Below are 13,617 nucleotides of genomic sequence, written 5' to 3'. Positions count from 1 at the left end.
GTCATGAGTGGTCGGTCGTCCCCGTCGTTGCGCGGGGCCTCACCGACGCCGATGACCTCGGCGGTGGCGACACCGTGCTCGGTGCGGCGCCGCATGGCCCACTTGCGGCCGGCCACGGACTTCTTGTCCTTGCTCTTCTTCGCGACGCCCTCGAGCTCACCGGCGCCGTTCTCGCGTGCGACGAGCTTGTAGACCATCGAGGCGGTCGGCGCACCGGAGCCGGTCACGAGGGCCGTCCCCACGCCGTATCCGCTGACCGGAGCCGCCGCGAGGGCGGCGATGGCGAACTCGTCGAGGTCCGACGTCACGATGACCTTGGTGTCGCGGTTGCCGGCCGCATCGAGCTGGGCCCGGACCTCTTGGGCCTGGCTCAGCAGGTCACCGGAGTCGAGCCGGACCGCTCCGAGCTGCGGGCCGGCCACCTCCATCGCGAGGTCGACCGCCTGGCGCACGTCGTAGGTGTCGACGAGCAGCGTGGTGCCCTTGCCCAGCGAGGTGACCTGGGCGGTGAACGCCTCCCGCTCCGAGTCGTAGAGGAGGGTGAAGGAGTGCGCGGCCGTCCCGGTCGTCGGCACTCCGTACCGGCGGCCCGCCTCGAGGTTGCTCGTCGCGGTGAAACCGGCGATGTATGCCGCTCGCGCCGCGGCCACCGCCGCCTCCTCGTGCGTCCGGCGGGCGCCCATCTCGATGCACGGCCGATCACCGGCCGCCGACGTCATCCGCGAGGCGGCCGAGGCGATCGCCGTGTCGTGGTTGAGGATCGACAGGGCCAAGGTCTCGAGGACGACGCCCTCGGCAAAGGTCGACTCGACGACGAGGACCGGCGACCCGGGGAAGTAGCACTCACCCTCGGCGTAGCCGCTGATCTGGCCGGTGAACCGGTAGCCGGCGAGGAAGTCGATCGTCCGGTCGTCGACGATCTTGTGGTCCTTGAGACAGCGCAGCTCGTCGTCTCCGAACCGGAAGTTCTCCACCGCGTCGAGGAGCCGGCCTGTCCCGCCGACGATCCCGTAGCGGCGGCCGTCGGGCAGGCGCCGCGAGAAGGCCTCGAAGACGCAGCGCCGGCCGGCCTCACCGGACTCGAGGGCGGCCTCCACCATGGTCAGCTCGTAGTGGTCCGTGAGCAGCGCCGTGCTCGGCGTCGAGTACGTGGTCACGCTCCTCACCCTATGGGGGCCGGGGCCTAGGGTGGACGCGTGCCTGTGCTGCCCCACCTGACGATCGCCGCGTCGATCGCTCCCGTCGAGGAGGAGGTCACCGAGATCGACGAGGTCGTCGCGCCCGCCGTGCCGTGGGTGACGATCGTGTGGAACGACCCGGTGAACCTCATGTCCTACGTCACGTGGGTGTTCCAGACCTACTTCGGCTATCCGCGGCCGAAGGCGGAGCGCCTCATGCTCGACGTGCACGAGAAGGGCCGCGCGGTCGTCTCCAACGGGCCTCGCGAGGCGATGGAGCGCGACGCCGAGGCGCTGCAGGGCTACGGCCTGTGGGCGACGTTCGAGAAGGACGAGTGATGGCGCGCGCCTTCCTACGCGACGGTGACCGGATCGTCGCCGTCCTCGACGAGACGGAACGGACCATCCTGGCCGGCCTCATCGAGCAGACGCGGATCCTGCTCTCGCCCGAGGTCGAACCGACCGGTGACGTATGGGGCGACCTCGCCGCCACCCTTCGGGTGCCGACGAGCGCCGGGCACGGCACCGACGAGGGGCAGCGCGGGTCCGACGAAGAGCGGGACCCGGCCCTCGACCGGCTCCTGCCGGCCGGGCACCGCGGCGACGACGCGGTCGCGTCGGAGTTCCGTCGCCTCACGGAGGAGGGGCTGCGCCAGCGCAAGAGCGGCAACCTGGACGTGGCGCTGGAACGGCTGGCAGCGGCATACGAGGACCGGGTGGAGCTCGACCAGGCGCAGGCGAGCGCGTTCGTCATGGCGCTCACCGACGTCCGGCTCCTGCTCGGTGAGCGGCTCGGGATCCGCACCGAGGAGGACGCCGAGGCGCTCTACGCCTCCCTCGAGCACCTCGACGAGGACGACCCGGCCGGTTATGCCGTGGCGTGGTACGACTTCCTCACCTGGCTGCAGGAGACCCTGACCTCGGCCCTCCTCGGGGAGCCCGGCTCGTCGGTGTGACCGACTCGACGGCTTGTCGCGGCGTGCCGGGCGGCCAGCACCGCCTAGTCTCGTGCCCGTGGACGTGACGATCGTCGGGTGCTCCGGCTCGTTCGCCGGACCCGAGTCCCCGGCGTCGAGCTACTTGGTGCGGGCCGAGCACGAGGGCCGCGAGTGGGCCATCGTGCTCGACCTCGGCAGCGGCGCCCTCGGTTCACTCCAGCGGCACGTGCGGCCCTACGACGTCGACGCGGTGCTCCTCAGCCACCTGCACGTCGACCACTTCATCGACATGTGCGGCCTCTACGTGATGATGAAGTACGTCCCTGGCGGGCCGGGCCGCGACGTCATGCCCACGTGGGGGCCGGCGGGCACGGGCGACCACCTCGCCCGCGCCTACGGCAGCGTCGACGCGGACGACATCCTGCACGTCTTCCAGTTCCACGAGCTGTGCGACGGCGGCACCTTCCGCATCGGGCCGTTCACCGTGACGTCCCTCCAGGTGCGCCACCCCACCGAGGCCTACGGCTTCCGCATCGAGGCCGACGGGCGGACCCTCGTCTACACCGGCGACACCGACCTCTGCGACGCCCTCACACCGCTCATGACCGGCGCCGACCTCGTCCTCGCCGACTCCGCCTTCGTCGAGGGGCGCGACTCGGCTGAAGGGATCCATCTCTCCGGTCGTCGCGCCGCCGAGGCCGCCGTCCGGGCGGGCGGCGTGCGTCGCCTCATGCTGACGCACATCCCGTCGTGGAACGACCCCGCGCAGTGCCGGGCCCAGGCCCAGGAGGTGTGGCCGGGAGAGGTCGAGCTGGCCGAGCCGGGCGCCACCTACTCCGTCTGACGGGTATGCCGCTGACCTGTCGGTAGGTATGCCGCTGACCCTGTCGGCACCCGGGTCAGCTCCGGCGGGCCGTTAGCCTTGCCGATATGACTGCTGAGCGACACGACGGACGCGCACCCGACCAGACCCGCGAGGTCCGCATCACGCGGAACTGGCTCGACCACGCCGAGGGGAGCGTCCTCGTCGAGTTCGGCCGCACCCGAGTGCTCTGCGCCGCGTCATTCACGGAGGGCGTGCCGCGGTGGCTCAAGGGCAAGGGCACAGGCTGGGTGACGGCGGAGTACGCGATGCTCCCTCGGGCGACGAACACCCGCTCCGACCGCGAGAGTGTCAAGGGCCGGATCGGCGGCCGCACCCACGAGATCTCGCGCCTCATCGGTCGCAGCCTGCGCGCCGTCATCGACACGAAGGCCCTCGGTGAGAACACGGTCGTCCTCGACTGCGACGTCCTGCAGGCCGACGGTGGCACCCGGACCGCCGCCATCACCGGGGCCTGGGTCGCCCTGGCCGACGCCATCGAGTACGCCCGCGCGCACGGGATGATCGGCAAGAAGGCGCAGCCGCTCACCGGCTCGGTGGCCGCCGTCTCGGTCGGCATCGTGAATGGTCGGGCCGTCCTCGACCTGGACTACCCGGAGGACTCCACCGCCGAGACCGACATGAACGTCGTCATGACCGGTGACGGCCGGTTCGTCGAGGTGCAGGGGACGGCCGAGGGCGAGCCCTTCGACCGTGAGCTGCTCGGACAGCTGCTCGATCTCGCGACGATGGGCTGTGCCGACCTGACCGCTCGTCAGCAGGCCGCGCTCGCGGGGGAGACCGCCGAGCCCGCGGGTCCCGGTGAGCCTGCGGAGACGGCCGAGGCGACCGCTGCGACGGAGCAGGACGAGCCGGTCGAGGTCGCCAAGTGAGCGCCGAGCGACGCATCGTCCTCGCCACGCGGAACCACCACAAGGTCGAGGAGCTGCGCGAGATCCTCGCCGAACCGTGCGCCGACCTCGGTGTCGAGATCGTCGGCCTCGACGAGTTCCCGGACGCTCCCGAGGTCGTCGAGGACGGCATCACCTTCGAGGAGAACGCCCTGCTCAAGGCCGGCTCGGCCGCTCGGGTCACGGGCCTGCCCGCCCTTGCCGACGACTCCGGGCTCGCCGTCGACATCCTCGGCGGCGCACCGGGGATCTTCAGCGCGCGCTGGTCGGGCGGTGGCGGGGACCGGGCCAACCTCGAGCTGCTCCTCGCCCAGCTGTCGGACGTCCGCGACGAGAACCGCGCCGGTGCCTTCGTCTGTGCGGCGGCGCTGGTGCTGCCGGATGGCCGGTCCGCCGTCGAGGTCGGCCGCCTTCCCGGCACGGTCGCCCGGTCCCCGCGGGGAGCCGGTGGCTTCGGCTACGACCCGATCTTCGTCCCGGACGGCCAGGAGGATGGCTCCGAAAGAAGCCTCGCCGAGCACGGCGCCGAGGAGAAGAATGGGATCTCACACCGCTTCCTCGCCTTCCGGGCGCTCGCGCCCCACCTCAAGGAGCTGCTGACGACATGACGGAGGACGGTCCCTTCGGGCCGACCGGCAGGAGTGAGGCACACCGCCCCGCACCACTCGCCGCGCTCGAGGGGATCGTCGCCGGGGTCCTGGCCATCGGTATCGCCACGCTGCTGGCCGGGCTGCTCAGCGTGGCCGGCATGGCGGGTGGCCAGCCGTCGCCGGTGCCGGCCGTCGCCGAGGCGTTCATCGACCGGACGCCACCGTGGCTGAAGAACTTCGCCACCTCCACGTTCGGCACGAACGACAAGCTCGCCCTGCTCGTCGGCACGCTCATCGTCCTCGCTCTCGTCTGTGCGGGCGTGGGACTCCTCACTCGCAGCCGGGTCCCCTTGGCGCTCATCGTCTTCGCCTTGGTCGGTGGCCTCGGGATCGCCGCCGTCCTGAGCAGGCCCGCAGCCGTCCCCGCCGACGCGGCTCCCACCCTCGTCGGTGTCGGGGTCGGCCTCTGGTACCTCGCGCGCAGCGCCCGCCCCAGCACAGCGGCGGTGGCGACGAACCCGAGCCGGCGCGTCGTGCTCGGTGCCATCGTCGGCGGCGCCGCGGCATACCTCGGTCTGCTCGTCGGTGGGGGAGCGGCGCTCGCCACCGCCTCGCGGGAGGCGGCCACTCGCACGCTGCGGCTGCGCAACCGAGTCACCGTGCCACCCGGTGCCGACCTCAAGCTGCCGGGCCTCGCGCCCTTCATCGTGCCGAACGACGACTTCTACCGGATCGACACCGCTTTCGTCGTGCCGCGGGTCGACGCCGACTCGTGGCGGCTGCGGGTCACCGGGATGGTTGACCGGGAAGTCGAGCTCGACTGGAACACCTTGCTAAGCAAGGAGATGTCGGAAGCCCTGGTGACGCTGACGTGCGTCTCGAACGAGGTGGGGGGTGACTTGGTCGGCAACGCGACGTGGACCGGCTGGCCGGTCCGGGAGCTGCTCGCCATGGCCGGGCCCCGGCCCGGTGCCGACATGGTGCTGCAGACTAGCGCGGACGGCTGGACCTGCGGCACACCCCTGGGCGCGCTGACGGACGAGCGCAATGCCCTCCTCGCGGTCCGCATGAACGGGGATCCGCTCCCGTTCGAGCACGGCTTCCCGGTGCGGGTCGTCGTGCCCGGGCTCTACGGCTACGTGTCGGCCTGCAAGTGGGTCACCGAGCTCAAGGTCACCACGTTCGCGGCCGACCAGGGGTACTGGACACCCCGCGGCTGGTCCGAGATGGGGCCGATCAAGACCGAGTCGAGAATCGACGTGCCGCAGTCGGGCGCGACCGTCGCAGCGGGCAAGGTGGCCGTCGCCGGGGTCGCCTGGGCACAGCACCGAGGCATCTCCCAGGTCGAGGTCCAGGTGGACGACGGGGCCTGGCAACAGGCGCGGCTCGCGGCCGATCCGAGCATCGACTCGTGGCGGCAGTGGGTGCTCGAGTGGGACGCCCCGCGGGGCAGTCACACGATCCGCGTCCGGGCAACCGACTCAACCGGACAGGTCCAGACCGCGCAGTCCGCGCCACCGGCACCCGACGGGGCGAGCGGCTGGCACACGATCACCGTGCAGATTCAGTGAACGGGCCTGCCGTGAGCGGCGGAGGCGGGGCGCCAACTACAGTGGGGGCCGCGCGGACGTGGTGGAACTGGCAGACACGCAGGATTTAGGTTCCTGTGCCTCGTGCGTGCGGGTTCAAGTCCCGCCGTCCGCACTCGACATCTGGGTCAACGAAGGAGTGAGAGAGATGAGCGACCGTCTCGAGCCGGGGGACAAGGCGCCCGCCTTCGCCCTGCCGGACGACACCGGCAAGACCGTCTCGCTGTCCGACTTTGCCGGGCGCAAGGTCATCGTCTACTTCTACCCCGCCGCGATGACGCCGGGCTGCACCACCCAGGCCTGCGACTTCAGCGACTCCCTCGAGGCACTGCGTCGCGACGGCTTCGAGGTCGTGGGGATCTCCAAGGACAGCCCGGTGAAGCTCGCCAAGTTCCGCGAGCGGGACGGGCTGACGATCCCACTCCTGTCTGACGAGGACCTGTCGGTCCACCAGGCCTACGGCGCCTACGGGGAGAAGAAGCTCTACGGCAAGACTGTCGAGGGCGTGCTGCGCTCGACGTTCGTCGTCGACGAGCAGGGCGAGCTCACGCATGCCCTCTACAACGACAAGGCGACCGGCCACGACGCCAAGCTCCGCCGTGATCTCGGTCTGACGGCCTGACCCGGGTTGGCCGATAGAGTCGGAACAGCCGTCGAAAGGAAGCGACATGAGCCAGTCCGCGATGTCCGCCAGCGCCATCGAACAGCAGATCGACGCGGCCCGTAGCCGCCTCGAGAGCACCGTCAACGAGCTGGCCTACCGGGCCCAGCCGAAGGTGATCGCGCAGCGCAGGCTGGACGACCTCAAGCTCAAGCTCGTGGCAGCGACGCATACCCCCGAGGGTGGCCTGCGTGTCGAGCGGATCGGCGCCGTCGTGGCCGCTGTCGTCGGTGTCGTCGTCGTGACCAGCCTCGTGAGCTGGCGCCGCCGTCGTTGAGCGAGGTGGCAAAGCGATCCTCGGCGGCCGCGCCCGGCCTGCCGATCCGAATGTTGCACGACCGCGTTCTTGTCTCGTTTGAGACCGAGGGGGAGCGGCGCTCCGGTGGCGGCATCCTCATACCGGCGACAGCGACCGTGGGCAAGCGGCTGGCCTGGGCCGAGGTGGTCGCGGTCGGACCGAACGTCCGCCAGATCCAGGTCGGCGACCGCGTCCTCTTCGACCCCGAGGAGCGCCTCGAGGTCGAGGTGCAGTCCAAGGACTACGCGTTGCTGCGCGAACGTGACCTCCATGCCGTCGCGACCTCCGAGGCCGAGCAGGGACGGACCGGCCTGTACCTCTGATCCCCCGCGAGGGGCCTCGCAGCCGGACAACCAAAAGAGGCCTCCCGCGCCATGCGGGAGGCCTCTTTCTCGAAGTGCGCCGCCAGGGACTCGAACCCCGAACCCAGTGATTAAGAGTCACTTGCTCTGCCAATTGAGCTAGCGGCGCAACGAGGTGAAACGTTAGCAGGGCCGTTCCGGCAGCGACAAATCGACCGTCAGGGTCACGGTGCCCGCTTGCGGCGCTGGTCCCGGATGAGCAGGAGGACCCCTCCGAGCATGAGGAGGATGAACCCGAGCAGTCCGCCGATGTGCTCGCCGTCGGTGACCTGAGTGGCCTGTCCCTGAGGCGTTCTCGTGACCGGTTTCGGGTTGTCGTTCTGGGTGAGCGACGGGTCGATCGGCAGCGGCGTGGGGGACGAGGCCACCGCGACCCGGACCGAGGTGGGGTGCTCGGAGGCGGGCGCGGCCACTGCGACCGAGACGAGGGACAGCGCCATGCTGACGACGACGACACCGATGATGACGCCCACGACGACGCGCTGCACCCTCTTGTTCCCCGACAGCATCGGGCCATTCTGTCGCACCAACCTCACCCTGCCGGGAGCGCGGCGCGCGAAGGCAACCAGAACGTGACCACCGAAGGCGTCGAGATCTGCGGCATTTGTCCGTTGCCCACGACCGAAGGGACGGAGGACGCTGGAAGGCGGCGGCACCGCGATGGCGCCGCCGCAACCGAGGAGGTGAGCCGGTGTACGCACGCTCAACAACGATCACCGCGCAGCCCGACAAGGTGGACGCGGGCATCGCGCACCTTCGGGACGAGGTGATGCCACAGGTCAGAGCGATGGACGGCTGCGTCGGGATGTCCATGGTCGTCGACCGGTCGAGCGGCCGCAGCATCGTGACGACTGCTTGGCGATCGGAGGACGCCCTGCGTGGCTCCGCGCAGGGAGTCATGCCGATCCGCGAGAGGCTCGCTCAGCTGGTCGGCGGTCAGACATCGGTCGAAGAGTGGGAGGTCGCCTACATGCACCGGGAGCACCAGGCCCCCGAGGGCGCCTGCTCGCGGGTGACCTGGATGACGTTCGGGGCCTCCAAGTCCGAAGAGGTCACCGAGATGTTCCGGTCGACGGTCATGCCAAAGGTCCGGGAGCTCGACGGGTTCTGCAGCTGCAGCCTCTTCGTCAACGCCTCGGAGGGACGAGGCTGCATCACGGCGACCTACGACCACCGGGACGCGATGGTCGCGGCCAGGGACACCGCCATGGGGCTGCGTGCCGACATGGTGCAACAACTCGGCCTGAAGGTTGAGGAGGTCGCGGAGTTCGAGCTGTGCGTCGCACACCTCGACGTGCCTGAGCTCGTCTGACCCACCCGGCCTGGTACGGCTCGAGCCCCTGACCGCATTCCTGCAGTCAGGGGCTCGAACTGTGTGGGGTGAGTGACGGGACTTGAACCCGCGACCACCTGGACCACAACCAGGTGCTCTACCAGCTGAGCTACACCCACCATGCCTGTCGCGGACGCTCCGGTGAGGATCGGGCCTCGCGAACCAGCGTCGCCAATCGTACCTGCTCCGAGGGAGTGCTCAAGACCACCCCCCGGCGCGCCGTCAGGTCCTGGCCTCCGGCGTGATGACGTACTGCTCGGCGAGCGCCTTGGCCGTCGGCGTGTCGGGGCCCGGCTGCGGCACGAAGACGGCTGCCCGGTAGTAGCGCAGCTCCGCGATGGACTCCCGGATGTCTGCGAGAGCCCGGTGGCCGCCGGCCTTCTTCGGCGCGTTGTAGTAGACCCGGGGGTACCAGCGGCGGGACAGCTCCTTGATCGAGGAGACGTCGATGACGCGGTAGTGCAGGTGCGCCTCGAGATCGGGCATGTCGCGGGCCAGGAAGCCCCTGTCCGTGCCAACTGTGTTGCCGCCCAACGGGGCCCGTCGCGGCTCGGGGACGAAGGTCCGGACGTAGTCGAGCACCTGGGCCTGTGCCTCCTCGAGGGTGACGCCCGCCTCGAGCTCGGTGATCAGCCCCGACGTGGTGTGCATGGTGCGGACGAACTCGTCCATCTGGTCGAGCGCCTCGGCCGGAGGCTTGATGACGACGTCGACCCCGTCACCGAGCTGGTTCAGCTCAAAGTCGGTGACGAGCGCCGCGACCTCGACGAGGGCGTCGGCGCGAAGGTTGAGTCCGGTCATCTCGCAGTCGATCCAGACGATGCGGTCCGCGACGGCACGTTGGTTGGTCTCGCTCACCGGTCCACCATATAGAGGGTGCTGCACTAGCCTGCTCGGCATGACCACAGGGGACCCGACGCCGGGAGCAGGATCGCCGACCCCGTCGTGGAGCAGCGCCCCGAACCCGACCCGCCGGCCGGCCCTCCGGGTGGTCCTCACGGCCGGCCTCATCGTCGTCGGGTTCCTCGTCTGCCTCCTTGTTCTGCTCGGGATCATCGGCAGCACCCTGACAGCGAGGGTCGTCCTCCTCGCAGGCCTGTTCGCCCTCATCCCGCTCTGCATCGTCGTGCCGACCTACCTGTGGCTCGACCGCTGGGAGGCCGAACCCGGGCGCCTCAAGGTGCTGGCCTTCCTCTGGGGAGCGGTCGTTGCCGTCGTGGGCGCCTACTTCCTCAACACCCTCAGCGTGCTCGTCCTCGCCCAGGCCGACTGGACCGACCCGATGGCGACCGGAGCCGTCTACGTGGCCCCGGTCGTGGAGGAGACCTTTAAGGGCCTCGGCATCGTGCTGATCTACGTGTTCCGCAAGCGCGAGTTCGACGGGATCATCGACGGCGTGGTGTACGCCGGTCTCATCGGGGCTGGCTTCGCCTTCACGGAGAACATCCTCTACCTCGGGCAGGCCCTCTCCGCCGGCGGTCCGGACGCCTTCTCGGCGACCTTCATCGTCCGTGGCCTCATGGGCCCGTTCGGCCACCCGCTCTTCACCGCCTGCACCGGCATCGGCCTGGGGATCGCTGTCTCGACCCGTCACAAGCGGGTCCGGCTCATCGCCATCGTCGTCGGCTGGCTCTGCGCCATCATGCTGCACGGGATCTGGAACCTGTCCGCCCTGGCCGGCAACAACGGGTTCTTCGCCGCCTACGCCAGCTTCCAGATGCCCCTTTTCCTGGCGTTCGTCGGCTTCATCGTGTGGCTGCGCCACCGGGAGGGCCGCCTCATCGGGCGCTACCTCTCGCCCTACGCGGACGCCGGGTGGCTCACCTACGGCGAGGTGACGATGCTGTCGCACCTGCGCGGCCGCAAGGAGGCCCGGCACTGGGCGCGTCTGCACGGCGGGCCCGTGGCGAAGCGCTCGATGGCGGCCTTCCAGGACAGCGCCACCGACCTGGCGCTGCTGCGGTGGCGGCTCGTGCGCGGCACGGCCGGCGCGGATGCTCAGCAACGCGAGCTCGACCTGCTCGGCGCCATCACCGAGCATCGCCGAGCCTTCGTCGGCTCGCCAGTGACCTGAGGGCGCGCAGACCGCGCCCTATGCTTGGGTTCGCGCCGACGCGCCGGCCCCTGTAGCTCAGCGGATAGAGCAAGAGCCTTCTAATCTCTTGGTCGCAGGTTCGAGTCCTGCCGGGGGCGCCACGACCGAAATTGCGGTTTGTCGTCCACTCCCGGCCGCCCGGATGGCGCCCACCGGCCTGTGCGGGCTCACGCCGGCCCGGGTTCCTTCCGACACGCGCGGGGGCGGGTTTGGTGGCGGACCGCTGACAGGGAAGGATTGCCGCTGTGCAATCAGGTTCAGGGGTAAGAGCCGGGTCACTGCTCCAGGCAGTGACCCGCTTGCGTGCTGCGGTCCAGGCGATCCAACTGCCTTTCGACCTGCCCGACGTCGCCGCGGACCGCACCGCATGGACCCGGCTGCTCGACCAGCTCGACGACTACGTCATCCCGCGGCTGACCTCTCTCGACGCCCCACTGCTCGCCGTCGTGGGCGGTTCCACGGGCGCGGGGAAGTCGACCCTCGTCAACTCGATCATCGGCCGTGAGGTCACGCAGCCCGGGGTGCTGCGCCCGACGACCCGCTCGCCCGTACTGATCCACAACCCCAAGGACGTTCGCTGGTTCAGCGACCAGCGCATCCTGCCCGGGCTCGCCCGGGTCACCGGCGCCACCGCTGACACGGCGACCCCCGGGGCGGTCCGCCTCGTCCCCACGGATGCGGTCGCCGCGGGCATGGCCCTGCTCGACGCCCCCGACATCGACAGCGTGGTCGAGTCCAACCGGAACCTCGCCGCCCAGCTGCTCGCCGCTGCCGACCTATGGCTCTTCGTCACGACGGCCGCCCGCTATGCCGACGCCGTCCCGTGGGGGCTGCTCCGCGAGGCGGCCGAGCGCGGCACCTCGGTGGCCATCGTCCTCGACCGGGTCCCCGTGGAGGCAGTGGACGAGATCCGGACCCACCTCGCGGCGATGCTCCGCGAACAGGGCCTGGGCCAGGCGCCCCTCTTCACCGTGGTCGAGAGCCGGCTCGCGAACGGCCTGCTCCCGCCGGAGCAGATCCGCGCCCTCCGAGCCTGGCTGGGCAGGCTCGCCGGGGACGCGCAGGCCCGGTCCGAGGTCGTTCGACGGACCCTCAAGGGCGCCCTCGCGTCGCTCGACGCCCGGACGGGAGCGATCGCTGCGGCACTGACCCGGCAGAACACGGCAGCGAGCGAGCTGCTGGGGGCCAGCTCTGCGGCATACGACGATGCGCTCTCGCACGTGCGCGACGGCATGCGCGACGGGACCCTGCTCCGTGGTGAGGTGCTCGCCCGCTGGCAGGAGTTCGTCGGGACGGGCGAGTTCTTCCGCCAGGTGGAGTCGACGGTGTCCCGCCTGCGTGACCGGTTCACGTCCCTCATCAAGGGCGAGCCGGCGAAGGCCGACAACCTCGGTGAGGCGCTCCAGTCCGGAGTCGAGTCGCTCATCGGCAACCGCGCCGAGCTCGCAGCCACCTCGACCGCACGCCGGTGGCGCACGCTGCCTGGTGGTGACCAGCTGCTGAGCGCCGAGCCGACCCTGATGCGCTCGAGCGCCGGGATCGAACCGCGGATCCAGCGGCTCGTGCGCGACTGGCAGGGCGACATCCTGCAGATGGTGCGCGACGAGGGCACTGACCGGCGCACGACCGCCCGGATCATGGCCTACGGCGTCAACGGGCTCGGCGTGGTCCTCATGCTCGTGACCTTCGCCAGCACGGCCGGGATCACCGGCGCGGAGGTCGGGATCGCGGGCGGCACCGCGGTCGTCGGACAGAAGCTGCTCGAGGCAGTCTTCGGCGACCAAGCCGTGCGCGAGCTGTCGAAGAAGGCGCGGCACAAGCTCGAGGAGCGCGTCGAGGAGCTGTATGCCGCGGAGCGGGCAAGGTACGAAGGAGCAGTGAGCGCGGTGCACGTCGAGCCCCAACAGGAGGCTGCGCTGCAAGCGGCCATCGCCGCCGTGAGGTCGGCGCGATGAGCCCGATCCGGCCGGGAGGTGCCAAGGTCAAGGCGATCGGCACCGACGAACTCCTTTCGCGCACAACGGCCCTCGGCCTCGGGCTCGTCACCGGAGGCGACGAGCTCGACCGTGACGCGTCCCAGGAGGCCCGTCGCGTGATCGACAAGGTCGAGGAGCGCACGACGATCGCCGGGGACCACACCGTCGTCGCCCTGGCGGGCGCCACGGGCAGCGGGAAGTCCTCGCTCTTCAACGCGATCGTCGGGGCCGACATTGCGCGGATCGGGGCGCGACGCCCCACGACGTCGAAGCCCACCGCGGCGATCTTCGGTGACTCCGATGCCAGTGCGCTGCTGGACTGGCTCAAGGTGGACTCCCGGCACGTCGTCAAGGGCGGCGGCCGGCCCCCGAAGAACAAGGGCTTCGCGGGGTCGCTCGACGGGCTCGTCCTGCTGGACCTGCCGGACTTCGACTCCCGCGAGCTGGCGCATCGCCGCGAGGCGGAGCGGATCCTCGAGCTCGTCGACGTCTTCGTCTGGGTGACCGACCCGCAGAAGTACGCCGACGCGCGGCTGCACGACGACTTCGTCAGGCTTCAGGCCGACCACGAGGCGGTGACCCTGGTCGTGCTCAACCAGACCGATCGACTCGCCCGCGAGGACCTCTCGGCGTGCGTCCTCGACCTCAAGCGGCTCCTCACCGCCGATGGCGTACCTGGCGCCGGCGTCATCACGACGTCTGCTCGTACCGGTGCCGGTGTCGACCTGCTGAGGCAGCGGCTCACCAACGCCGTGGCCGGCCACGCCGCCTCACGTCAGAGGCTCGCCCCCGACCTGCGCGGGGCGGCGCCCCCCTAGAGGGAG

At 70.4% G+C, this 13,617-nt stretch carries 16 protein-coding genes and 4 tRNA genes; 15 read left to right on the top strand and 5 right to left on the bottom strand.

Features of this window, described 5'->3' with window-relative positions; translation table 11 throughout:
- A partial coding sequence (locus ACTHJJ_RS16090) for a nicotinate phosphoribosyltransferase (RefSeq protein ID WP_440303953.1) occupies positions 1–1,100 on the bottom strand: 1,100 nt, incomplete at its 3' end.
- A gap of 96 nt (positions 1,101–1,196) precedes the next feature.
- On the opposite strand from ACTHJJ_RS16090, the gene clpS reads away from it, so the two are divergent.
- The 10 genes from clpS to ACTHJJ_RS16040 all read left to right on the top strand — a co-directional run bounded on the left by clpS (position 1,197) and on the right by ACTHJJ_RS16040 (position 7,350).
- Positions 1,197–1,517: an ATP-dependent Clp protease adapter ClpS gene (clpS, locus tag ACTHJJ_RS16085; protein WP_440303950.1), complete on the top strand. Its 321-nt coding sequence runs from the start codon at positions 1,197–1,199 to the stop codon at positions 1,515–1,517.
- Positions 1,517–2,134 carry a DUF2017 domain-containing protein gene (locus ACTHJJ_RS16080; RefSeq protein WP_440303949.1) on the top strand — a complete coding sequence of 206 codons (618 nt, stop codon included), beginning with the start codon at positions 1,517–1,519 and terminating at the stop codon, positions 2,132–2,134. Before clpS ends, ACTHJJ_RS16080 begins: the two co-directional genes overlap by 1 nt.
- A 58-nt stretch (positions 2,135–2,192) precedes the next feature.
- Positions 2,193–2,960 carry an MBL fold metallo-hydrolase gene (locus ACTHJJ_RS16075; protein ID WP_440303948.1) on the top strand — a complete coding sequence of 256 codons (768 nt, stop codon included), beginning with the start codon at positions 2,193–2,195 and terminating at the stop codon, positions 2,958–2,960.
- A gap of 86 nt (positions 2,961–3,046) precedes the next feature.
- Positions 3,047–3,871, top strand: a complete 825-nt coding sequence (rph, locus tag ACTHJJ_RS16070; RefSeq protein WP_440303947.1) for a ribonuclease PH — start codon at positions 3,047–3,049, stop codon at positions 3,869–3,871.
- Positions 3,868–4,497: an RdgB/HAM1 family non-canonical purine NTP pyrophosphatase gene (rdgB, locus tag ACTHJJ_RS16065; protein ID WP_440303946.1), complete on the top strand. Its 630-nt coding sequence runs from the start codon at positions 3,868–3,870 to the stop codon at positions 4,495–4,497. The genes rph and rdgB overlap by 4 nt, the downstream gene beginning before the upstream one ends.
- Positions 4,494–6,050 carry a molybdopterin-dependent oxidoreductase gene (locus tag ACTHJJ_RS16060; RefSeq protein ID WP_440303945.1) on the top strand — a complete coding sequence of 519 codons (1,557 nt, stop codon included), beginning with the start codon at positions 4,494–4,496 and terminating at the stop codon, positions 6,048–6,050. Before rdgB ends, ACTHJJ_RS16060 begins: the two co-directional genes overlap by 4 nt.
- Before the next feature lie 52 nt (positions 6,051–6,102).
- Positions 6,103–6,183, top strand: a tRNA-Leu gene (locus ACTHJJ_RS16055).
- A gap of 33 nt (positions 6,184–6,216) precedes the next feature.
- On the top strand, positions 6,217–6,690 hold the full coding sequence (bcp, locus tag ACTHJJ_RS16050) for a thioredoxin-dependent thiol peroxidase (RefSeq protein WP_440303944.1): 474 nt from the start codon (positions 6,217–6,219) through the stop codon (positions 6,688–6,690).
- Between the two features lie 46 nt (positions 6,691–6,736).
- Complete coding sequence (locus ACTHJJ_RS16045) at positions 6,737–7,006, top strand: DUF3618 domain-containing protein (RefSeq protein ID WP_440303943.1); 270 nt, start codon at positions 6,737–6,739, stop codon at positions 7,004–7,006.
- A 50-nt stretch (positions 7,007–7,056) separates the two neighbouring features.
- Positions 7,057–7,350, top strand: a complete 294-nt coding sequence (locus ACTHJJ_RS16040) for a GroES family chaperonin (protein ID WP_440303952.1) — start codon at positions 7,057–7,059, stop codon at positions 7,348–7,350.
- A 75-nt stretch (positions 7,351–7,425) separates the two neighbouring features.
- Here the strand turns inward: ACTHJJ_RS16040 and ACTHJJ_RS16035 are convergent.
- Both ACTHJJ_RS16035 and ACTHJJ_RS16030 read right to left on the bottom strand, forming a co-directional pair.
- Positions 7,426–7,498: transfer RNA gene (locus ACTHJJ_RS16035), tRNA-Lys, on the bottom strand.
- A 55-nt stretch (positions 7,499–7,553) separates the two neighbouring features.
- Positions 7,554–7,898: a hypothetical protein gene (locus tag ACTHJJ_RS16030; RefSeq protein ID WP_440303942.1), complete on the bottom strand. Its 345-nt coding sequence runs from the start codon at positions 7,896–7,898 to the stop codon at positions 7,554–7,556.
- A gap of 182 nt (positions 7,899–8,080) precedes the next feature.
- Here ACTHJJ_RS16030 and ACTHJJ_RS16025 point away from each other — a divergent pair, with 182 nt between their 5' ends.
- Complete coding sequence (locus ACTHJJ_RS16025) at positions 8,081–8,701, top strand: putative quinol monooxygenase (protein WP_440303941.1); 621 nt, start codon at positions 8,081–8,083, stop codon at positions 8,699–8,701.
- A gap of 64 nt (positions 8,702–8,765) precedes the next feature.
- Here ACTHJJ_RS16025 and ACTHJJ_RS16020 read toward each other — a convergent pair.
- Positions 8,766–8,841 (bottom strand) — tRNA-His (locus ACTHJJ_RS16020).
- Positions 8,842–8,944: 103 nt separating this feature from the next.
- The gene (gene orn, locus ACTHJJ_RS16015) at positions 8,945–9,523 is read right to left on the bottom strand and encodes an oligoribonuclease (RefSeq protein WP_440303951.1); all 579 of its coding nucleotides are present in this window, start codon (positions 9,521–9,523) and stop codon (positions 8,945–8,947) included.
- A 97-nt stretch (positions 9,524–9,620) separates the two neighbouring features.
- Here orn and ACTHJJ_RS16010 point away from each other — a divergent pair, with 97 nt between their 5' ends.
- The 4 genes from ACTHJJ_RS16010 to ACTHJJ_RS15995 all read left to right on the top strand — a co-directional run bounded on the left by ACTHJJ_RS16010 (position 9,621) and on the right by ACTHJJ_RS15995 (position 13,611).
- The gene (locus ACTHJJ_RS16010; protein ID WP_440303940.1) at positions 9,621–10,796 is read left to right on the top strand and encodes a PrsW family intramembrane metalloprotease; all 1,176 of its coding nucleotides are present in this window, start codon (positions 9,621–9,623) and stop codon (positions 10,794–10,796) included.
- 46 nt (positions 10,797–10,842) lie between these two features.
- Positions 10,843–10,918 (top strand) — tRNA-Arg (locus ACTHJJ_RS16005).
- A gap of 189 nt (positions 10,919–11,107) precedes the next feature.
- Entirely contained in the window at positions 11,108–12,772 is a 1,665-nt protein-coding gene (locus tag ACTHJJ_RS16000) for a dynamin family protein (protein WP_440303939.1), read from the top strand.
- Positions 12,769–13,611, top strand: a complete 843-nt coding sequence (locus tag ACTHJJ_RS15995; RefSeq protein ID WP_440303938.1) for a GTPase — start codon at positions 12,769–12,771, stop codon at positions 13,609–13,611. The genes ACTHJJ_RS16000 and ACTHJJ_RS15995 overlap by 4 nt, the downstream gene beginning before the upstream one ends.
- Positions 13,612–13,617: the final 6 nt, after the last annotated feature.

The sequence above is a fragment of the Intrasporangium sp. genome, assembly GCF_051961875.1.
Taxonomy (GTDB): Bacteria; Actinomycetota; Actinomycetes; order Actinomycetales; family Dermatophilaceae; genus Intrasporangium_A.
This window is presented reverse-complemented; position numbering and strand designations above follow the sequence as displayed.

Bases quoted from the DNA above. Each gene is read 5' to 3' on its own strand.
- bcp (WP_440303944.1), top strand. From the start codon at position 6,217: ATGAGCGACCGTCTCGAGCCGGGGGACAAGGCGCCCGCCTTCGCCCTG.
- rph (WP_440303947.1), top strand. From the start codon at position 3,047: ATGACTGCTGAGCGACACGACGGACGCGCACCCGACCAGACCCGCGAG.
- ACTHJJ_RS16010 (WP_440303940.1), top strand. From the start codon at position 9,621: ATGACCACAGGGGACCCGACGCCGGGAGCAGGATCGCCGACCCCGTCG.
- ACTHJJ_RS16045 (WP_440303943.1), top strand. From the start codon at position 6,737: ATGAGCCAGTCCGCGATGTCCGCCAGCGCCATCGAACAGCAGATCGAC.
- ACTHJJ_RS16080 (WP_440303949.1), top strand. From the start codon at position 1,517: ATGGCGCGCGCCTTCCTACGCGACGGTGACCGGATCGTCGCCGTCCTC.
- ACTHJJ_RS16030 (WP_440303942.1), bottom strand. From the start codon at position 7,898: ATGCTGTCGGGGAACAAGAGGGTGCAGCGCGTCGTCGTGGGCGTCATC.
- ACTHJJ_RS16040 (WP_440303952.1), top strand. From the start codon at position 7,057: ATGTTGCACGACCGCGTTCTTGTCTCGTTTGAGACCGAGGGGGAGCGG.
- ACTHJJ_RS15995 (WP_440303938.1), top strand. From the start codon at position 12,769: ATGAGCCCGATCCGGCCGGGAGGTGCCAAGGTCAAGGCGATCGGCACC.
- ACTHJJ_RS16060 (WP_440303945.1), top strand. From the start codon at position 4,494: ATGACGGAGGACGGTCCCTTCGGGCCGACCGGCAGGAGTGAGGCACAC.
- orn (WP_440303951.1), bottom strand. From the start codon at position 9,523: ATGACCGGACTCAACCTTCGCGCCGACGCCCTCGTCGAGGTCGCGGCG.